Origin of the sequence: Alistipes sp. i18-0019-D1, from assembly GCF_042852885.1 — a bacterium.
Taxonomy (GTDB): Bacteria; Bacteroidota; Bacteroidia; order Bacteroidales; family Rikenellaceae; genus Alistipes.
This window is the reverse complement of record NZ_AP031424.1, coordinates 1,360,990-1,383,118: the sequence shown is the minus strand read 5'-3', so window position 1 is coordinate 1,383,118 and position 22,129 is coordinate 1,360,990. Positions and strand designations below refer to the sequence as shown.

15 protein-coding genes and 1 riboswitch are annotated in these 22,129 nt (G+C 51.4%); of the genes, 5 read left to right on the top strand and 10 right to left on the bottom strand.

Annotation, left to right across the window (positions count from 1 at the left end; translation table 11 throughout):
* The first annotated feature begins 3 nt into the window (after positions 1-3).
* On the top strand, positions 4-2,271 hold the full coding sequence (locus ACGHP5_RS05670; protein WP_004293590.1) for a hypothetical protein: 2,268 nt from the start codon (positions 4-6) through the stop codon (positions 2,269-2,271).
* 6 nt (positions 2,272-2,277) lie between these two features.
* Positions 2,278-3,588 carry a hypothetical protein gene (locus ACGHP5_RS05665; RefSeq protein ID WP_004293589.1) on the top strand — a complete coding sequence of 437 codons (1,311 nt, stop codon included), beginning with the start codon at positions 2,278-2,280 and terminating at the stop codon, positions 3,586-3,588.
* An 85-nt stretch (positions 3,589-3,673) separates the two neighbouring features.
* Here ACGHP5_RS05665 and ACGHP5_RS05660 read toward each other — a convergent pair whose 3' ends face one another.
* From ACGHP5_RS05660 to ACGHP5_RS05615, 10 genes are all read right to left on the bottom strand, one after another.
* Complete coding sequence (locus tag ACGHP5_RS05660) at positions 3,674-4,438, bottom strand: ABC transporter ATP-binding protein (RefSeq protein WP_004293588.1); 765 nt, start codon at positions 4,436-4,438, stop codon at positions 3,674-3,676.
* Positions 4,435-5,415 carry an iron ABC transporter permease gene (locus tag ACGHP5_RS05655; protein ID WP_004293587.1) on the bottom strand — a complete coding sequence of 327 codons (981 nt, stop codon included), beginning with the start codon at positions 5,413-5,415 and terminating at the stop codon, positions 4,435-4,437. The genes ACGHP5_RS05660 and ACGHP5_RS05655 overlap by 4 nt, the downstream gene beginning before the upstream one ends.
* Complete coding sequence (locus tag ACGHP5_RS05650) at positions 5,416-6,555, bottom strand: ABC transporter substrate-binding protein (protein WP_004293586.1); 1,140 nt, start codon at positions 6,553-6,555, stop codon at positions 5,416-5,418.
* 24 nt (positions 6,556-6,579) lie between these two features.
* Complete coding sequence (locus ACGHP5_RS05645; RefSeq protein WP_004293585.1) at positions 6,580-8,637, bottom strand: TonB-dependent receptor; 2,058 nt, start codon at positions 8,635-8,637, stop codon at positions 6,580-6,582.
* Entirely contained in the window at positions 8,634-9,131 is a 498-nt protein-coding gene (locus tag ACGHP5_RS05640) for a transposase (protein ID WP_004303978.1), read from the bottom strand. The genes ACGHP5_RS05645 and ACGHP5_RS05640 overlap by 4 nt, the downstream gene beginning before the upstream one ends.
* Positions 9,131-10,201, bottom strand: coding sequence for a glutaminyl-peptide cyclotransferase (locus ACGHP5_RS05635; RefSeq protein WP_004293583.1), 1,071 nt, complete (start codon positions 10,199-10,201; stop codon positions 9,131-9,133). The genes ACGHP5_RS05640 and ACGHP5_RS05635 overlap by 1 nt, the downstream gene beginning before the upstream one ends.
* Positions 10,202-10,272: 71 nt before the next feature.
* Positions 10,273-12,399, bottom strand: coding sequence for a hypothetical protein (locus tag ACGHP5_RS05630; protein WP_008142913.1), 2,127 nt, complete (start codon positions 12,397-12,399; stop codon positions 10,273-10,275).
* Between the two features lies 1 nt (position 12,400).
* Positions 12,401-14,209 carry a PKD-like domain-containing protein gene (locus tag ACGHP5_RS05625; protein ID WP_004293581.1) on the bottom strand — a complete coding sequence of 603 codons (1,809 nt, stop codon included), beginning with the start codon at positions 14,207-14,209 and terminating at the stop codon, positions 12,401-12,403.
* A 53-nt stretch (positions 14,210-14,262) separates the two neighbouring features.
* Positions 14,263-15,222 (bottom strand): DUF4465 domain-containing protein, encoded by a 960-nt coding sequence (locus ACGHP5_RS05620; protein WP_004293580.1) that lies wholly within the window; start codon positions 15,220-15,222, stop codon positions 14,263-14,265.
* A gap of 156 nt (positions 15,223-15,378) precedes the next feature.
* Positions 15,379-15,567: riboswitch (cobalamin riboswitch) on the bottom strand.
* 32 nt (positions 15,568-15,599) lie between these two features.
* Positions 15,600-16,577, bottom strand: a complete 978-nt coding sequence (locus ACGHP5_RS05615; protein ID WP_370823324.1) for an IS982 family transposase — start codon at positions 16,575-16,577, stop codon at positions 15,600-15,602.
* A 111-nt stretch (positions 16,578-16,688) separates the two neighbouring features.
* On the opposite strand from ACGHP5_RS05615, the gene ACGHP5_RS05610 reads away from it, so the two are divergent.
* The 3 genes from ACGHP5_RS05610 to ACGHP5_RS05600 are packed head-to-tail and all read left to right on the top strand — an operon-like array spanning position 16,689 to position 22,126.
* On the top strand, positions 16,689-21,458 hold the full coding sequence (locus tag ACGHP5_RS05610; RefSeq protein ID WP_004293579.1) for a hypothetical protein: 4,770 nt from the start codon (positions 16,689-16,691) through the stop codon (positions 21,456-21,458).
* A gap of 51 nt (positions 21,459-21,509) precedes the next feature.
* A complete protein-coding gene (locus ACGHP5_RS05605) occupies positions 21,510-21,797 on the top strand; it encodes a hypothetical protein (RefSeq protein ID WP_004293578.1) in 288 nt (95 codons plus the stop codon).
* Between the two features lie 5 nt (positions 21,798-21,802).
* A complete protein-coding gene (locus ACGHP5_RS05600) occupies positions 21,803-22,126 on the top strand; it encodes a hypothetical protein (protein ID WP_004293577.1) in 324 nt (107 codons plus the stop codon).
* Positions 22,127-22,129 lie beyond the last annotated feature (3 nt).

Below are 22,129 nucleotides of genomic sequence, written 5' to 3'. Positions count from 1 at the left end.
TCCATGTCCGTATTCCGTTATCCGACATACAAGATCCGTATTGCCCCCGACTCGCAGAAGACACAGGGACTGCAAGCCGGGGATATCATCCGCAGGCAATATGCCGAACGGGAGCGTACCGTCTATTCGCTGATGTGCGTGACAGAAACCGGAACGGAGCTTGTCGGAGACAAGGACGCCCCTTATTTCATCGGGGCATTGCTGGACGGGGACGAACCGCAGGGCGGTGAACTGCTGGACTTCGTGCGGATTACCAACCTGTTCGATACGGCACGTAGCGGCGCCTTGTACCTGACGGCTTCTGACAGCGATTCACCCTATATGGATGTCATCGACGGCATGGCGACCGAACGCTCCCTGTGCTATCCCGTCATGGACGGAGGCATGGCGGGAGTGCCGGACAAGTCCAGGTACGCCGTTTATGGCAGCATGCTGCAAACGGAATATCTGGATGCCGATTCGGAAGCGACACGCATTGTCCGCATTATCCGCAACGCGGAACCGGCAGGAAACGCTTCCTTCGGGCTGATGCTGACATTGGAAGAACCGGTCGGATACCCGGAGCGCCTGCTGGTATCGTTCAAGGTCAGGTCTTCCAAAACATCAGGTTCCGTACCGATCCGATTCGGCTATACGAACCGTGAAAAGACGGATGCGGAAGATGAAATCTCCATCGGCCGGGAATGGAAGTACAAGTTATGGGTCATCACCGTGGATTACCCGGCACAGTACAGCCGGAGCCTGTTTCTTGACCTGACATCAAGCCTGGCCTCCGAGGGGGACTGGTGCGAGGTCGCCGACCTGAACATTGTTCGTCTTGCCTCCGTATCCGCTTTCAGCGAGGCGAGCAAGGCCCGTGTGGGAAAGGTCAGCGGCATCATCGATCCGGTCTTCGGCATGTTGGATGGTTACGGGGCCTATTTCCAGAATCTCTATGCCACACGCAATGTCAATATAGCCGGCACGCTTACCGCGGGAGACGAGAACGGTTTTTCAAGCACGTTTTATGTGGGCAAAATCCACAAGAATGTCATACCCGACAGCCTGTCCTGCCGGTTCAGCCATTCGGAAGAGCTGGATGAAACATCTCCCGCCGGACTCGGGCGGTGTGTACGGATAGCCGGAGACAGTCTTCTTGGTGCGCAAAGTGCCGCCTGGCGGGAGGCTCATACAGGAGTCTGTTATTGTTTCTCAGTCTGGATAAAAGCGGAAGATACGGCAGCCATCCGGTTCTATCAGGATGAACATCTTGTCGGTGATCGGACGGTGGCTGCCGGTAAAGGATGGGTCCGTTATAATGTCCCGTTCCTCATACGCGGGTCAGATTCCCCCGTCATGTGTCTCGGCATTGCCGCTTCCGTCCCCCTGTCGTTGTCCGCCCCTCAATTGGAGGCCGGAAGGAACGTGACCCCCTATCAGGCGACCGATGAAGCCTTGTCCTACACGGACGATTACGGTGCCTGGTTCAATAAGGGAGGTATCGGGGGTACCATACAGAATCCCCTGTTGCGGCTGAACGAAGACGGCTCGATCGTTTCACGGGACGGTTCTTTCGTCATCCATCCGGACGGGACGGGCCATTTCGCCTCGGGACGGTTCAAGTGGGGCAAGGATACCATCGAACTGCGCGATGTGACCATCCGCTGGGAAGACCTCGATGAGGAGGCGCAGGAACTGCTCAAGCCCCGTTCCGTCTCCCTGACAGGCGGCACGGCGTTCCATTTCAAGGACGAGCTTTCAGGCGCATGCGAGCCGGAGAATATCCCGCTTGTGGCGACCGAATACAATTTCGAGCCGGAAAGTCGGCAGTGGGAATACCTTGCCGTTGACGGCATATGGAAAGATGCCGGATGCAATGCCGCCGTATTTGAAATGACACCCCCGTTTCATGGCTGGGAAGGGCGCGACGTGCTGACCCTCCGCTACACGGCAACATACCGTAATGAAAAAATCAGTGCGACCCATACCTTTTTCAAACTTTACGACGGATCTCCCTCCTATACTGTTTATGTGGAGTCTGAAAACGGCACGACATTCCGCAACGGAATCGTCTCGACGGTACTCCGTGCCAGGGTGTACAGGGGCGGTGAAGAGATTACATCGCTCATTCCCGACGGCAATTTCCGCTGGATACGGACGAGCCGCGATACGGAGAGTGACAGGATATGGAACGCCGCACCGCGTTACGGCAGGGAGATAGAGATAACCGGCGGGGACGTGTGGCGCAAGGCCGTTTTCGATTGCGAAGTGGAAATAACAAATAACCGATAATCTATTATGGCAGTAAAAGTAGCCCGCGGGCAGGTCACCATCATCGACCAGAACGACGCGGTATCGTTGCAGGCATTCATCGGCTCCTCGCAGCCCCTGACACAGGTGTACAACAGAGACAACAATGCCTATGCCCCTTCGTGGGCGGCTTCTCCCTATCTGGTACTTACCCCTTCGCTCTTCGTCAGCGGTCAGGCGGCGACCGACCAGATCACCTCGGTAGGCAATGCCGCGACGCTTACGGCAGGCGTGAAGAGCGGCTCGGCCAAGTGGTACAAGAACGGTACGGCGATCGTCTCCGGACAGGACAGCTGCACCATCGGCGCGGCATCGGCCAAGTATGCCCTTACCGTCAAAGCCAACCACATGACCGTTTCCGCTCCGCAAGTGCGTTATACTTTCGAGGCGGTTTACATCGACGCCAACGGGCTGGAGATTCCGTTCCGGGCGGAGATTCAGTTCACGCAGCACCTGAACGCCGGAGCGATGATCGCCGCCGTGGCGTATGCACCCGACGGCATCGTATTCAAGAACGACGAGGTGGCGACGCTCAGGGCGCATTGCGACCTGTGGCGCGGAGCCTCTATCGACACGACGAACGTCACCTACGCGTGGGGCATCAAGGATTCGGCGGTATTCGCGGGCACGACACTGACAGCTGCCGCGGCAGCCGGAGCCACGACCATAACGGTCGCTTCGGTAATGAACATGGAGGCGGGAGGCAGGATAACCATAGGATCGGCACAGTACACCATTTCGGCAGTCAACGCCTCCACGAAGGTCGTGACGCTGACCTCCGCACTGAGTGCCGCAGCCGCATCGGGAGCCGCCGTTTCGTGTCCCTACTACAACTCCATGCTGGGTGCCGGCTGGGCATGCCTTACCTCGACCAATCCTCGGGGCGTGACGGCAGGCTGGACGACAAACGAAATCACGATTACGGCAGATGCCGTTCTCAACTTCGAGACCTTCAAGTGCGCCATCAAGGATACGGACACCTCGGCGGGCAACGCCTCGGCGAACAAGGTCGTCTGCGACATCATCTCCTTCACGGATATGTCCGACCCCATCACGGTTGATCTGGTCAGCCAGAAGGGGTTCACCATCAAGAACAACGGCAATGACGTGGATGCCAAAGCCGTGTTATACAGGGGCGGTGAGGAAATCGACACGGGCGGGACAGCTTATACCTATACATGGAAACTGTGGAACTCTGCCGGGACTTCCGTCGTGAAGACCTACACGGGAAAATCCATCACGGTCTCGAAAGCCGATGTGACGGGGAAAGGCGTGCTGATGTGCGAGGTATCGAAATAAACGACATGTCTTACAACGAATACGAGGGTGCCAAATACTTTTTGGGACACCCTCATTGCGTCTGACGTGTTTCCCGACAGGAAAGTCAGTCTCTTGGCATGGATTTCACGATCCCGCTCACGGGGTCGAATTGTACGGCGGCATTGTTGAACAGCCGCTCGATATGCCCGCTGCGGATCATTTCGGAGGTCGGCAGACAGTGAAGGACGGGCGTATCGATAAGGGCTATTCTGTCACTCAGCGAGAGGGCTATATCCAGTTCGTGAGTGGAGAACAGAATGCATTTGCCCTCAGCATGCGCTAACCGTGCGAGCAGGGAACACAATTCGTAACGGTTGGGCATGTCAAGAAACGAGGTCGGCTCGTCCAACAGGATGACGGGCGTTTCCTGAGCCAGAGCACGGGCTATCATAATGCGCTGGCATTCACCGTCCGACATCTTATCCATCGTGCGGCCGGCATACGCCTCCATTCCGACCGAAGAGAGCGACCGCATGACGATTTCCCTATCTTGAGGCTGCATGCGGCCGATCCAGTTGGTGTAAGGGGCGCGGCCGATAGCCACGACATCCTCGCACCGCAGGTTGGCGATGCGTGTGCGCTCGGTCGTGACAAATGCCAGTTGCCTTGCCTTCTCCGGAGTTCTCATGTTTGCGATACAATGTCCGTCGAGCAGGATTTTACCGCAATAATTATGATTCAGTCCGGCTATGGCACGGAGAAGTGTAGATTTCCCCGTGCCGTTCCTGCCAATAAGGGCAGTCAGCTGTCCTCTTTTGAAAGAGGCATCGACCTTATCGAGAAGCCTCTTCTCTGCGTAGCCTATGGAAAAATCGCACAGTTCTATCATACCGTCATCGATTTATTGCGTAAAACCACCCATACGACTATCGGGATTCCCAGCAGTGCGGTAATGGCATTTACGGGCAAAGTGAACATTTTGGAAACGATATCGCAAAGAAGCAATACCGCCGCCCCCGAGAGAAGGGTTCCCGGCAGGAGCACGCGGTGGTCGGCCTCGCGGAAGAGCATCCGCGCGACGTGAGGCATGGCAAGACCGATGAAGCCGATCGGGCCGCAGAAAGCCGTTACCGTGCCGGCCAGCAGCGTCGTCGAGAGAAACAGCAGACCGCGCGAACGGCGGATATTCAGTCCCATCGTTACGGCATATTCCTCGCCGAAGAGCAGGAGGTTGAGCGGTTTGATCGTCCATACGGCCAGCAGCAACCCGACGATGACCGACGGAAGGAGGATGGCGAGCTGCGGCACCGTCACGTCGCCGAGCGACCCCATCGTCCAGATGACGAACGCCTTTAACGCCTCCTCTTTGCTCAGATATTGCAATATCTGCACGACAGCGCTCACGCCTGACGAGAACATCATACCCAAAATCAATATCACCATAATGTCCTTTATGCGGTGTCCGACGGCAGCGATTACGAGCAGCACGACGGCCGCACCCAGCCAAGCCGCTCCGGCGATGCCTATCGACGAGCCGACGCCTGCCAGCACCACGAGCGCCACGCCGAGGCTTGCACCCGAGCTGATGCCCAGCACGTAGGGGCCGGCCAGCGGATTGCGGAACAATGTCTGCATCTGCAAGCCGCTGACCGATAGCGCCGCCCCGGCCAGCAGAGCCACAACCGCCTTTATCAGCCGTATGTTCAGTACGATTTTCGCCGTAGTCCGCGGGCAGTCGCCGCCCGTCAGGGCCGCCCATACGTCGCCGACGGGAATGCGAACCGCGCCCACAGCCAAATCCAACAGGAAGAGGCCGACCGTAAGCACGGACAACGCGGTGAACAGGATGACGGGGCGTGAACGCATCTATTTCAGTTGTTTGTAGTATACGAAATCTTCTTCGACCAACTCGGGGTGGAATATCTTCACGAGGTCGCGCAGAAGAAGGTCGGGATTCACGACGGCCGATTCGTAGTAGTCGTTGCCTCCGGCGGCATTGGTGCGGGCGTTGTTGTTATAGACATAGCCGTTTCGGACGCAGCGGGTATCGGCGAACTTCGGGCAGGCGGCTTTCAGTTCGTCGAGTGTGTTCGCCATGCCGACGTTCAGCCACATATCGGCCTCCGAAGCGAGCAGGTATGCCTCCTCCAAGTCGATAGGCGTCGAAGAGTTGCCCGTGTTCTTCTTGTAGATGTAGTCGCCTCCGGCGTCGGTAATCAGCCGCACGGCATAGTTTTCCGTCGAGGGCATGAACCACGAATCGCCGTAGGGCGTATTGAGCATGACCGACGGGGCATCGAGAACGGCACCGGACACTTTCTGTTTCAGCGCATTGTATCGGATCGGAATATCCGCGAATACCTTTTCGCCCTTCGCGCGTTTCCCGACGACCTCCGAAAGCGCCACCAGCCATTCGGCTTTGCCCAGCGGAGATTCTTCGAGATAATCGCCGACATACATGAACGGGATGCCGAGCTCCTTGAGTTTGCTCTCCATCGCACTGGCCCCGTTCACGCCGAAAAGCAGCACAAGGTCAGGGTCGAGCGACAACAGAAGTTCATAATTGATATTTCCCTCGTAACCCACGTCGCCGATGCTGTCGCGGCGTGCCTGAATGTCGGGATTGGAGATATAGTCGAGTCCCGAAACGCCGACCACACGTGCCGTCTCGCCGATGGCGTCGAGCATGGCGATATGGGTCGAGGACATCGCCACGATGCGCTGCGCATCCCCTTCGAGGACCTGCCCGTCGAAACCCTCGGGAACGGGTTCCCCGTTACGGGAGATGAACAACCGGGTGGTGACGCTATCCGCGCCCTGCCACGGATTCATGACGGAAACCAGCACGCTCTGTCTGCCGTCTGCTCTTTCAATCTTGAATCCCGAGGCATATTCGGGAGCGTAAAGCTGTTTGTTGAAATCGGCAAGTTGGGAACTCTTGCCACGACAGCCTGCAAATGCCAGCGCAAGCAGCACCATCAGGCTCAAATTCTTTAATACTTTCATATCATTACCTTATTTACGTTTACATTATTTTCTGCTTTTCCCGAATTTCGGGGTGATGCCGATGAAGAACTCGAAGTTGATGCCGGGCATAGGACGCGACAGCACCGAGAGATAGTCCTCGTTGAACAGGTTATTGACGGCAAGTTTCAACTGTACATCCAGCGGTTTGAACGACAGCATTTTCTCCAGTGAGATATTGCTCATGAAATACCGGGGCAGGTGGCCTGTCAGCGTGTAATCGTTGCTCGACATGGTGAAACGTTCCGAGTAGTAAGCCCACTTGTAGAGGAACGCCCACGTCCGCCATGACAGCCGTCCTGTCAGCGAGGCGGAGTGCTCCGGCACGTAAGGCAGTTGTTTTCCCACCGACTGGTCGGCGGGCGACATCTTTTCGCCCTCGTTGATGGAGGGGGTCCACGAATAGGAACCGTTCAGGTCTATCAGCCAGTCCTTTGCCGGCTGCACGGCAAGGTTGGCCTTCACTTCGACACCGTAGGCATGGACTTTCTTCACGTTGCGCGGCGAGAAGAACCCCTTGGTCGTCGGCAGCCAGATGATCCAGTCGTCGATGTAGGAGTCGAACCAGCTTGCGCTGCCGCCCAGTTTATATACCCCCTTTTTGCCGACATCGAAACTCACTCCGGCGTCATAGCTGAAGCCGTGTTCGTTTTTAAGGTCGGGGTTGCCGCCCGGCAGAAAGTAGAGGTCGTTCAAAGTCGGAAAACGATAGTTGCGCGATACGGAGGCTTTCACCATCACGTTCCCTTTGCGCGAAATCAGTCCGTCGATGAAGAATGCCGGGATGAGCGGAGCCCATTTGTCGCCCGACATCTCCTCGCGCAAGACCAGCGACAAGCCCAACGGCTCGACAGGCTGCCATTTGGCCGATACAGAACCGGAGAGCTCGACACGCCCCTTGTCATATCCGACGACGGCTTTGTTGCCATCCTGAAGGATGATGTTCTTGTCTTCGCTGCGCACGAGATGCTGGTACACGGATACGTTCGAGGTGAAGAACCATTTCCTGCCGGGCGAGTATTCCGCTTCCGCCTGTCCGTAGAACGTGTTTATCTTGCTCCGCGAACGGGTCATGGAGGCCCAGTTGTCCGGCGCCACCTCACGACGGTAGTCGTAGGCCATCCACGTATGGATATAACCGCCTTTCACGCCGACTTTCCATTTCTCTTTGATATGGTCCCATGACAGGACACCACGAAACGTCTGCTCCCGCTGGCGGTTCTCGAAGGCGGTCTCATCGCCGTAATCGGTCGTGAGCATCGGCAGTTCCCGGTTGGAGTTGATATACCATGCGTTCAACCCGAAACGGTCGCCTTTCAGGGTGTTGTAATATACCTCCTGCAACAGGTGCAGGTCCTTGAACGAACCCGATCGGTTGCGTTCCTTGGGATGATACTGTCCGATGATGTTCTTCTCCTCGTCGTAGATATTTATCTTCTTGTCGTGGTTGGTGTACTTGTAATCGTTGGGCGACGACGAATAGACCGCGCGGGTCGAGACCTGCCATCGGTCGCTGCCGTAGGTGAAGCGGGCGAACTCGTCGAACGTGCGGAACGACCCGATGCCCTGCACGTATTGGGCATGGAAGCCCTCGCCGACCTGCGGCGTAGTACCGAGTTTGACAAGTCCGCCGAGTCCGCCGCCCGTTTCATTCACCGACGACGTGCCATGAAGCAGCGAGGCCTGATCTATGAAGTAGGACGGTATGGTGGAAAAGTCGGTCATACCCAGCATGGGATTGTTGATGCGCATGCCGTTCCACGTCACCTGCGTGTGGCTGGGCGACGTGCCGCGGAAAGCAACGGTGGAGAGCGTGGCGCGTCCGTAACTCTTGACGAACACGGACGAATTGAACGTCAGAATGTCGGCCATCGATAAGGCAATGTTCTCTTTCAGTGCGAGCGAGTCGAACTTCGTCTTCTGCACGCCGATTTCTTTCATCGGGCGTTTGCCCCACACCGTGACCTCGTCTATCTGGTGGATGCGTCGTGTGATTCCCTGCGCGGACAATACGGACGGACAGACGAGCAGTAGCGAGAAAAGTATGTATTTCGTATAAATCATTTGATTCCGTTTTTAGGGTGGGTATTCGCGGAAAAATGTACCGTGGAGGATGCCGGCACGGACGTTTGATGCGGGTCGAACCCATTCTCTTCAAGCAGTTGTCCGTATTCTTCCTCGAACGAGATCTCCTGATGGATTGTATGCTGCTCCTCGATGTGCCGTCTGAGCCGGTGAAGGTCGCTGAACGACACGCTGAACGAGTCGAATCCGGCAGCCCAACCGGAGAAGTCGGCATATTCCGGGGTTTTCTGGTATACCGTTCCCGTGGCGCCTTTCACCTTGTTCACGATCTTGCTGAAATCCCCGGAATTCGGAATCTCGACAAGTACATGCACGTGGTTGAGAAAGGCATTGGCGGCATGTACGCGGCAACCTTTCCCTGTAAAAATCCGTGTCATCCGCTCGAGCATCAATCCTTTTCCCGTTGTCGGAATCGTCATCTTGCGTCCTTTGGTAACGAAGATGAGATGGTATAGGTGTCGTATCCTGCCCATCACTTCCAACAAAATGCGCCGGGGATTATCCCGACATAGAATTCATCGATCAGTTCACCTTCGGACGAGTAGCGGTAGACAATGCCCTGCTGCTGGTAGTCGATGGCATCGGCCACGTAGACATCGCCACGCACGGGGTCGACGGTCAGGCCGTAATAAATCGTACCGCTGTATTCGAGGAACGGGCGCACGGGAACACGTTCCGCATCCACGTCCATCGACCATATGTCCTTGTTGATCCAGTAGAGCTTGTCGCCCGTACCGTTGAGCTGCACCTCCGAAGGCCAGTCGCCCATCTTGAACTTGAACTGCTTCTCTACGGTGAACGTCTCGGCATCGATGCGGTAGAGAGACGGGGCTTCGTAGCCGTAGGGCGAACCCTCGTACCCACCGTCGGTGATCGTCCACATCTTGTGGTTCTTGTCCATTACCAGCGAGGTGGGCTGGATGCCGACTTTCAGTTCTTCTACCACCTGATCCGTTTCGGTATCGATCTTGATGATGCGGTTTTGGTACGACCAGCAGTTGCAATAGACATATTTGCCATACTGCACCATCTGCTCCGTGGAGCCGCTTTCCATCGTCATGTCCGGCACCTGGATGTAACCGGTGATTTCATATTTCTTGGGGTTGATGATGAAGATGCGGTTGTCCCACAATTGGGTGACATAGGCTTTCTCGTCGCTGAGGAAATGGATATAGCGCGGCGAAGTCAGGTTCGTGATACGGCCCACCTCTTTGAACGTATTGAGGTCGATGGCGAAAATCACGTGGGAATTGTTCACCACGACCCAGCCCTTATTGTCGTGGATGCACATCGATTGCGCCACGTCGCCCAGCTTCATGCCGTTGGCACGGAAGAACACTTCATTCTGCACCTGTTGGGTTTCGGGGTCGTAGTACGACAACGTGGCATTGCCGTACTGGAAGTTGCCCTCGTTGGTGATGAACAACCCGGCTCCGGTAGCGTTGAAATCTTCCACCGCATCTCCGTAGTCCCACTCCATGCAGCCCGCCAGCAACAGCGGCAACCCGCATAGAAGAATGATATGTCGTATCAGATGTTTCATTGGCTTGTTATAAACGGGAAAGAGTACCGGTCTTTCGGCCAGTACCCTGTTCCCTTGTAAAATAATGGGTGTTACTGCTGGGTATAGCGACCGGCTTGCATATCCTCGTAGGTGGGGTTATAACCGCAATTGGTTACAAGCCAGTCTTCTTTCTTGATTTGCTCTTCTTCTACAAAAGATTTGAAGAACGTATAATCAACAAACCGTGTCAACCGGATAAATCGAACTCCTGAGAGTTTTGTTAAAGTTGGCATATTGAAAGTCGTAAGCGATGCTGCATTTGCAGCACAAAGTGTTCCATCAATGGCCTGCAATTTGGGGCATGAAATAGTTTTTACGGTACGAACAGTCATACCAACACCCCCGACATGTTCCAATGACGGAAATGTAAAATCTTTATTTGATGCCATAAAATCTAAAGAACCATATAAAATATTATTAATCACCCCTTCTTTGATATATTGAGGATTGCTTGAACAACCGACTGACTTTAAATTCGTAAAATCATAATCATAGTTAGAAACAGCGTTCAGATTACCGATAATACATAACTGACCTCCGACAATTTCCAATTTCGGGAACGAGATATTGTTTGCCATTGTAGTTTCGATGCTTAAATATCCATCTACACTTACCAAGTTAGGGGCTGAAACGCCTTTTTTTGAACCTCTTATAATTTCCATATTCCCGTAAACTCGTTCAAATTGGAATACAGGATCTGTTGTCATATTGCTAGAATACTTAAAATTCTTAATACTCTTAAAATTCAATTCTGGATCTATTCCAACACTTGAACCGGTAATACCGCTCGGAGCTAGAAACATGCTAACTTGCGACATATCCTCTTTTGTGATAATTTTTGAGAATATAGTCCCGTCTGTAATAGAAATTAAAGGTTCGTTATCCTCAAAAGGTACAAAATTTACTTTGCTCAAATCTAAAATTCGATCAGAACACTCCAATAAACGCAGCAAGGTCAGTCCTCCGAGTTGTTCTAATTTACTCCAATCCGGCAATTTTTTCAAGACTTGGAATTTAGATATTGTCAATGTGCCTTTAACAATCGACAAGTTAGACAGTCCATCTATTTCTTGTAATTTATTATTTCCCGTAGATGTAAAAGCATCGGACGCAATATAACTGGAAACGAGATTAAGGTCGCCGTTTACTACCGATAATTCCGGCAATGAAAGGGTCTCCAACGGAATCGGTATAGAAGCAAAATCCACACTTCCAACTTCTTGTAATTTCGGAAATTCCAAAGAAATCATTTTGCCTAAATTATTAACCCCTAAGCGACCGTTTACTTTTGTCAATTCAGGAATTCTCAAAGATGTGATTTCTCCTCCTGGTTCTCCGTCACTTGTCAGACACTGGAGATCAAAATCCTTTACGACAGTGGTTAATTTAGGGAATTCAAAACTTTGTAGAGATGAAGTCCTGAATATTATATTTCCATCAATCGTTTCAAGGTTGTCGAATTGCACATATGCTACTTGATTGTTGCAGACAACGATGTCGCCAGTAATATGCTGCAAAGATCTCATACTGACCATCTGCAATTTACTGTTGGTCGCAAAGGCAGTTTCAGTTCCTATTTGCAAACCTCCAATTGAAGTGATATTATCAAGTCCCGTAAGATCTTGTCCAACATAACTTTTCCGAATGATGATGTTTCCTTCGACTTCCTTCAATATTTTTAATGCGGCGATATCCGACAATTCTTCTGCATCCTCAGCATCCGACCCGATAATCAAATCACCTTTGATAACCGTTACGTCCGTATCAATGAAAGCCGTAACATCCGCTGTTGTCTTCAATTCCACATCCCCTTCATAGCGAATCTCGTCTTTAATGACTTTATATGTATAATCATTCGCTTCTCCATTGTAAGAGGTTACACGAAACGTTCGTTCCGTATCCCAGTCAGTAATGCTTGCCGGATCGGGAATAATTGTTGCCGAGGATGTGTATTTGAATTCGACTTGAGCATTATTTAACGAAACAGTATATGGAACTGTTATGGTAATTATATTGTCAATTATTTCCGCTGTATAGGATTGACTTGCCACAGTCATCACGACTGATGTGATAAAATTGTCATCGGCATCAGCAGGACTTTCTGGAGTCTGATTATCTTCTGAACATGATAAAAAAAGAAATGGGGCAATGAATAGTAAAAGCCAAAACTGTCTCATATTATTGATTATTAGTTATTGATAAGTCTTCAAATGAAAATACTTCTGTGGATATCTCTCCAAGCCAACCACTTTTCGATAATACTCCACACTGAACTTTGATAAAGTCTATATATTGCAATTTTACTGGAGTCCCGTCATGATATATTGCATTGGCTATTTTGAATCCGTTGCGCTGACCGCTACCATCAATGACATTTCCTCCTACCAGATTATCTGAACCCATATTATCCACATACCCCCACTCATAAGCGTTATTCGCCCAATATCCTGTAACGGGATCTTGATTGTTGCGAGGAGTCAGACGCGTCCCATATAATGTATAGCTATCTTCTTTAATCCAATTGGGATAATAATATTCTTGGCCATGGTATGCATTCATATCGACAGAACCTGAATTACCTTCACTATCTACCCACGGAGTATGTGCTCTGGGTGCAGGTCTATAGTAAGTTACTTCGTAGTCTTGTATTGTACCATCGATGCCGGTTTCAGATCCTTTTAATTCATACCATTCATCGTCTGGCTGGCCATTGCCATTTATATCTTGCATTACCCAAACAATGCCCGGCTCATTTGAGCCACCGCTCGAACTGTTAAAAGCATTTCCTTGTATTGCAAAATCGTATTCTCGGCCACTCGGAGCAATACTATGGTCAAAACCGATGATGATATAACCACCGAAAGATCCCAGTGAAACATGCGCTTTTTTGTTCAATCGTTTCGTTGCATACTCTATGGCTTGTTGGGGCGTCGTTTCATTTCCTATAAATCCGGTATTTTGGGATAACTCATTAATAAACTGTCCGGGAGCAGGAATGAATTCATAAACCTTATCCCAAATACCTGAACTTGTCGCTGTCGCTTGCCGATAGCGTTCTTGTTCCGTTTTTTCTTCACAAATAACCTTAACTGTCGTTGTAATTGAAGTATTACTACGTGTTATGTTACGTGAAAGTGGCTGTGTGTTGGGCATTTTTTCTGTAACAGTAACAGCAACGAAATATTCTCCAGGAGTCGTCGGCGTGAATTTAAAAACCCTGTCGGTAGCGGCTTCCATAATTTTTCCATTGACCTGCCATTGATACTGTGGATAATCGAAATATTCCAGCAAAGGCCGCAAATATACAGGACGCCCTGCAAAAGTATAACGATCCGTAGAAGTTTGTGTATAGGATGGTGTCGGAAACCGTACGGAATAAGGCATTGTTTCCACAACTTCTACGTCGAAATCACGGATTGTTTCTCCGTCTATATTGGATGCCCGGATTGTTATCGAATATGTACCGAGTTCTTTTTCGTGAAACGTATATGCTTTTTCTGTTCCGACGATTTCTCCATCGCGTACCCATTCAATTCTAAAATTTTCAAGATCGTCATGTTGAATATCTGGAGATAAAATATAATCCGTGTTTTGAGGCACTTTTAATCCTTTAGAGGGGATTATGATTGAAATTGTAGGTGGAGTTAACTCCAATACTTCTACTTTTAACTCTTCTTCCGCATAACCCTCTGGTGTATCAACTCGCAATTTGATATATAGATGTTGTTCCTGATTCCATGTATACTTCAATATTGATTCAGATGAAAGAAGTTTTCCATCTACTGTCCATGCATAAAGTGCATTATTCGCATATTTATATGTCGGGGCAATTGTCAGTTCACGCCCAACTTTGATAGTGTAAATGCCAGTCTCACTATCGAGTTCAATTATAGGAGCTTGTTTTATTTCTTCAGTAATTACATCGTTCTTATTACAGCTTGTAATAAAAAACAAAAGTACAAGAATACTAAATATGAAAGCCTTCATAATAAAAAAGGTATAGAACTGAAATCAGTTCTATGTCAAACTATATTAAATTGTTATTCTATTGTAACGTCGTCTATACAAAGATACGCCGGAGTATTGAGTCCATATATAGGATCGACATCAGATCCTTCAAAATTGAATTTTACACTTTGCACATCCGCTACATTAATATCCCAATATGTCCATGTAGTTACGGGGGACACTGTTGGTTTATCATATCGGTAGTCGGCCAACAATTTCGATACAGTGGTGATCAAATTTCCATCTACGTCATAACATTCGATGTTGACTTGGAAATATCCTATATTGTTGCCGTCAGAATCTTTCAGATTACTCAACGGTGTTGCAACACCCGATGTTCCGAACTGATTACCATTTATAATCACACCATAGGTATATGCTGTGTTACAATACCATAAACCCTTGAATTTGCGAGGGGAGTCAAAATAGAATTCAGGTTTGGCCATCCACTCCGTATTTCCGAAATCAGAGTAGCCGTATACAACAGCAAAATTGGAACCGCTGTGACCTGCCCCTGTATTGGCCCCATCTGTGGATGCTGTATTATAGACACTACATTGATTCTCCCAAGTATACCACCAATTAGTTCCAGAAGTCTTGCCGGCAGCAGAATCAGAACGATAATTGTATTTCGACAACGCAATGGCACCACTGGAAAATTCAGTATACGCTCCATAAGAATTGGTTACAGTATTCATGTCGGAGACAAACACAAAATCGGGATCGTATATTTCCCTGATTTGGTTCTCTGCAGTATATCCATAAAGCGTGTAGTAGTTCTCTGCTTTAGGCGAAACCGCCATGAATGTTTCATCGAAGTCATCGAATGTAATGGTTGTAGTGCCATCATCATTAAAGTTGGCTCGGGTTTCGGGAGTTACTGAATCAGTTTGAGGATTCATCAAAAAGTCATCGTCTGAATTACAGCCGGTGAACAGGGCGGTTGCCGTCAACAGGAAAGCTCCCGCCAGAAAGCGTAAATTTCTTTTCATAGCTTACTTGTTTTTTAATAAAACATATTTTTAACAAACACAAAAAATCCCGTTCGCGCAGGTTTACACGAACGGGATTATGTTTGTCTTCAAATATGAGAATGACTCCTACGGCATTCCGTATCTGATCGCAACCCGATTTTCTCCCGCGGGTGTAAATCCTTTTCCGGTCATGGCAGGTCTTCTGACTCGTCCCAGTCGTCGCGCCTTCCCAGCATTACACCAGTGGCAGGTTGCGGCAACCTTGAGGGGACTTACAGCAACGGGTACTGTCCCGGATTCTCACCGGATTCCCTTTTCATCCGTGGCGGCGAACCGCCCGGAACCATTTCCAATTACAAAAATACAAATATTTTTTATAATACCCGTTGGTTGAATTAAAATAAAGCATCTTTAACAAGACCAATTTTACGATGGTTACAGAAGTTGATGTATTGCAGCACGGTCATAGCAGCGATTTTTGCGGCAGTACGTGTAAACAGTCCGCCTGTCTGCTTTGCATAATTGCGTACCATCATGAATTGGTAGTTAAGTTGAGAGAAAACGGTTTCGATTCGCTTCCTGAAACGCCTGTAAGCCCACGAAGGATTTCTCCAATTCTTTTGGTTCAAGCGATACGGGACTTCAAGCTTGATATGAGCCGTTTCGAAAAGGTCTTGTTGCACCTCAGCACTTAAATACCCCTTATCTCCAAGCATAAGACAGTCGTGATAATCCCACTTTGCATCATCCAGATAATGTATATCATGAACATTTGCAGCCGTTATATCATAAGAGTGAATAACACCACTTATTCCACAGATAGCGTGGAGCTTATACCCATAGTAATACATTTGTTGGGAGGCGCAAAAGCCTTTGGAAGGTGCGCTTTGCGGATTATCATTTCCCATAACGCAACGCTTGGCTCGTGCCAGCTGGCATACTTTGACAGGCTTGGAGTCTATCACAAAGACATTTTCCCCACCGTCTATGCTCTTGGCAATATCCCTGCGGATGTCTTCTGCAAGACAAGCCGTGAGTTTGCGACGGACGTTGAACTGTCTTCTGGATATAAGGTTAGGGATATGTTCGGGAGATTCAGCCAATCTCTTAAAGAGGTTGTTCTCGCTGTCATAACCGAATGCTTCGGCTGTAAGAGAAAGAGCTATAACTTCCAAATCAGAAAAGGTGGGAATAACTCCACGGCGAGATACATTGCCATGTTCATTTACACGATTTCCTGCAAATTTCTTGCAGATGTCGTTGATTTTTGTGAATTTTTCGATGAAGTTGTGCATACGACGGTTTGAACTCAATAGTTTGGATGCTATTAAGTTACTAAAAACCAGAAATATGCACAACCTTTCATTTGTCATTTTACTAACTTTTTAATTCAACCAACGGGTTTTATAATAATATCATTTACACGAAAAAAAATCCGCAACCTGCCGGAATCATTCCGCACTATACTTTCAGAAAAAGGTTTCATGGCAAAGATTCTCATCGCCCGGGGACAGGCGACCATCTATGTCCAGAAGGACGGGTATACCATAACCCAGTCTTTGGGTGAATACGTGTTCCCCGCGGATGACACGGGGAAGATTCTCTCGTCCGTCACTCTCACCTCGACCGTACGGGTGATGTGCGGGGACGAGGAACTCACGGCCTTTACCATCGGTGCGGTGGGTAAGCCGGCGGGATTCTCATCCGTTACCGTCAATAACGGCACGAAGACCTTAACCTACGTTATCACCGCCGGTACGACGACCCTCGCCGACCACGGAACAATAGATATTCCCGTGACAATTTCCGGTATTGTCTATCATCTGTCGTTCGTCTGGTCGAAAGCCAAGGCGGGTATCCCGGGCAAGGACGGGGTCGATGCCGACATGCTCGACTGGGTCAAGGAGTGGAATACGGGTAAGACGCTCATCAACGGCAACACGGTCATCACCCCCAAACTCTTTGCGGGCACGAAAAACAGCGACGGCACCGTCTCCGGGATAGCCATAGGCTCGTTTACACTCAATACGAAGACCTCCTCGGGAACGATCGCCGCAGAGGCGGTAAACGGCATCTATGGATTTAGGGATGGCTACAAAACCTTCTATGTAGATAACGGCGGTAACGCCCAGTTGGGTTATGGCGACCAGTATGTCAGGTATAACGCCACGACAGGCAAGGTCGAGTTCGGCAGCGGAGTGAGTCTGAACTGGGTCGGTGCGACCTACATCGACAAGGACGGCGTCTTTACCGGAACACTCTCGGCCGATACGATTAAGACGATTTCCATCAGTGCTTCCCAGATCACATCGGGGATTATCGCTGCGGCACGCATCGACACGGCGGCGTTGAAAGCCTCCTTGATTACCGCCGGAAACATCGAAGCTCTGACCTTGAACGTTACAAAAGGGAAAATCGGCGGCTGGACGGTGGATGCCGACTCCCTTTACCGGGGTACGAAGAACAACACTGTGGGGAGCTGCACCTCTGCCGCAGGTAGCATTACGCTCGGCTCGAACGGTATCCGGGGCTATAAATGGCGGCTGGATGCCTCGGGAGCCGGAGCGGTCGCGGGCGGCAACATCGCGTGGGACGCTTCGGGCAACGTCACGTTCGCCTCGACGGTCAGTGCCTTGTGGACGGCACCTATCGGCTCCCTCACCACGGCTTTGGGCGGCAGCGGCTATCCCAAGCTGACGAAGATCACGGCCGACGGAATCTATACCGGCAGTATCACCGCCTCGCAGATTACCGCAGGAACCATCTCCGCCGACCGCATAGCGGCAGGCAGTATAGCGGCCTCGAAGCTCGATGCCGCCAGCATCAGGTCCTCCATCATCAACACGGACTATATCAACGGCCTGAGCTGTACCTTCACCAAAGGAAAAATCGGCGGCTGGATGATCGGGGCTTCGGCCCTCACTGCCACGCATATCTCGATAGACAGCGGCAACAGACGCATCGCGGTGTACGGGGCCAATTCGGGTGTCGCTAGCGGGCAGCGGGTGCAGCTCTACTACAACAGCGACACGGACTTCGGGCTCTATACCACGGACAGTGCAGGGTACTGCGTGGCACAGCTGGGTTCGAGCAACAGCATAGCCGGCTGGACGATCGACACGACTTCCATTCGCAAGGGCAACGTGTCGCTGGGCAGCGACGGCTCGATCATCAACTCCACGAAATGGAAACTGAACAACGACGGTTCGGGGCAGATCGCCTCGGGCAACATTGCATGGGACACTGCCGGGAACGTTACGTTCGGGGCTTCCGTATCGCTGCAATGGAAGAACGACATCGAAGCGGCCAAGGTTACGAACTTCGGCTATCGATATTACAAGAAACTCATCATCAACGGCGACGAAGCGACCTATTATCCAGTCGTTTTCAAAGGTGGCGACCAGAACATCAAACGTACCATTCTCGTCCGTCGGGGATATGCCGAGCAGGCTCCGGTCTCGTGGAACACATCCACGCACAAAGGAGGTCTGATCGTACTTATCAAAACCAACTTCGGCGGTTGGGGTGGCATTGCCTATTCATGGGATATCTATGACCTTTCCGAGACCTACTGCCGGATGTTCGCCGGGGCGCAGCTGTGCGGCAACTACTGCATGTTCGCCGTCTTCCTGCGTGGCGGCGGCGATACGGGTGCCGTGTACCACCTCTACTCCGACCAGCCGATAGAGAGCAGCAGTTATAGTCCTTCGCCGATTCCGGCAGCTCCGCAAATCGCTTACGGCAACGACCTTATCTTCCAGAGCGGTTCCACACAAGCCTATGCCCCCGCGCCGCGCACCCTCACGGCTGCCGTCGAGGAGGAGATCCGCCGCCATCGGTTCATTGCTCTGGCGCAAAGCACGGACAGCACGCTTGCGGCGCACCCGCTGACCTATATCGGCTCGACAGGGATTTACACGGGCACCCTTACCGCGGCGCAGGTCAACGCCGTGGCGATCGATGCCGGCAGTATCAAGACGGGAACACTTTCGGCAGACCGTATCGCCGCGGGCAGCATCAGCGCCTCGAAACTCGATGCCGTGGGTATCAAGTCGTCCATTATCAATACCGATTACATCAACGGTCTCAGCTGCACGTTCACGAAGGGCAAGATCGGCGGTTTCTCCATCGGCAGTGACAACATGACCATAGGGAACGTCGGAGCTGTGGGTGCCATCCCGTTGCAAATCCGTTCCGCCTCCACGGGCAGCGGTTACTGGTACACGGGAGCCTACAAGCCGCTGGGTATATGCCTTACGTGGTATCAGAGCAGCAATGCAGGGCATATCGTCCTCGGGCAGGTGGCGGCATCCGGCAACAGTGTCAAGACCGGATTCATAGGTCTTCAGATGATGTCATGGGACAATCTGGAATACTTCTGCCTCTCGGTGAACTATACCAAAAGCGGCAGCAAGGAGGTATACAACCGTATCGCGGGGTGGGCCTTCGACCACAACCATATCTGGAAAAACAACATCTCGCTGGGCAGCGACGGATCTATCGCCAACTCCACGAAATGGAGTCTGAACAACGACGGGTCTGGGCACATAGCCTCGGGTAATATCTCATGGAATGCCGCCGGCACGGTTACCTTTGCCGCATCCGTATCCGCCCAGTGGACTACGGGCATCACGACGGCGCAGGAACTCGCTTCGGCCATGGCGTTCGGGAAGATGCTCTACCGCGACCCGACTTTCTGGAACGGAAACAACGGTGTCGTGGTTTACAACAACTCCCAGAACGGTATGGTGACCGTTACCCGGCAGCAGGATGCCACGGCACCCAATGACAGCAAGTATGTCCTGAAAATCCAGACCAGCGGCAGTGCCAGCCCTCGCAACGGAGGCTTCTATTTCGGGGCGAAATGCGGTTACCGCAAGGTGCTCGTCGCCCGCATTATCGCCAAGATCCCCGCCGGCAGAAATCTCTGTTGGGCGACGAACAGCGTCGGCACGGGAGGTTCGCACCGGTGGCTTACGTCGAACGCCGGCACGGGCGACTGGAAAGAATACGTCTACAAGGTCGTGTGCGGCACCGCCGATTTTTCCAGCACCCATTTCTTCTACGTGGACGGCACGCAGGGGACTTCCGATACGCCTGTCATCTGGTATGTGGCCTATGCCACGGTCTTCGACCTTACCTCCACGGAGAAATACACGACCACCATCGATGCCAACGGCATTTACACGGGAACCGTACGCGCCAACCAGATTATCGTGGATTCCGCCCTGACTGTCGGAGGGAGCAGCTATAACGGCAGCATCTCCGTCAAGGATGCGAACAATAGCGTAAAGGTCACGCTGGACAGGAACGGTATCACGGCCGTGAGCGGCAAGATCGGCGGCTGGATTCTCGGAACAAGCGCCCTGACCGCTTCGGCTCCGGCCTCGGGGCACCGCATCGTTATGGGGGCTTCAGGATATATTTACCACGACAACCCTTCCACCGGAGTAAACTATTGGGCGCTGAACACGGACGGTTCCGCCACGTTCGGGTGCGGGAAAATCTCCTTTGCCAATGACGGATCGGGTTATCTGGCCAACCAGAATATCAAATGGGACGCCTCGGGAAATGTCACGATGACGGGCACCATCAACGCCAATGCCGGCACCATCGGGGGATTCGTCATCGGTCAGGGGCGCATCGGCTCGACGGCGACAGGAACCGGCTCAGGCGGCGGCCTTGCCATCTACGACGACCTGTTCCGCGTGGGGGACACCATTTCGTATGTCCTGTTCGGCAGCAACACCATACCGGCATCCGCCGGCGGATCATGTGCCACCGGACGTATTGTGAACAACAAGGTGAACAGCATCTTTAATAACAACTACGGGCTTTATATCGATGTCAAAAACGGTAACCGTAACTACGGAATATGGTCCAATGCCTCTGTTATAGCCCCTGCCTGCATCGGCAACAAGATCAAGAATGTCTATTTCACAGGCAGCGGTTACACGATCGATTTCTCGCAGTTCAACATCTTTTTCGTTTATGCCAACCAGAAGTACAGCGTGACCCTGCCGTCGGCATCGTCCGTGGCCACCATGTTCGGTTACTCGACTCTGCCGTCGGACTTCGCCTGCATATTTACCCTAATTTACAACTACAACTGGGGGAATAGCCTTGTATTCACCAATATCCGTAACCACAACGGGGATCTTGCCAGTTACACGTTAGCCAAGGGAGACTCCATTACGGTATTGTGCGCCAATTACCCCTCGTTCCATTACCAGATATTAAATCACTCTTATTAAAAACTTTTCTGCTGGGAATATCCCTACACTTAATAAAAACAGAAGCGAATTATGAACATCACCAACGTAACGGTAACCAAGGTTGCCGAAGAGAGCACGGAGAATGCCGACTACCAGTTGGAATATTCCATCGTCAATGACGCGCTGACCCGCGTCCACGCCTCCATCCGCAAGAAGGATACGGATGGCTCGGGGAACGCTCCGCAGATAGGTATCATCTACATGGAACAAGGCGTTATTTCATGCAACATTCCTATGGGAGAGCCGCTTGCACCCCTGTTTCATGATTTCGATACCATGATCGACGAAATAAAAAAGAGTAACGTACAAAATGCATAAATAATATGGAACTGTCAGTCAAAGACCGCCTTTACCTGCCGTCCTTTTTGCCGGCACGGGGCAACTTCAAGGACTTCAACCTCAAAAAAGAGATTCTGCGCAAGATCGCCATTCCGGACGAGGAGCGCAAAGCCATCGGTCTTCACGAGAATGCCGAGGACAAGCGCATCGAATGGGATGTGGAGAAGGAGAAACCGCTTGCCGTGGAGTTCTCGGGGGACGAGATGGAGTATCTCCGGAAAGCCTGCGAACGCATCTCGGACGAGGAGCTTCCGGACGATATGTGGGCTACCGTGTCGCGCATCTACGATTTCATTCAGGAGAAGTAAACC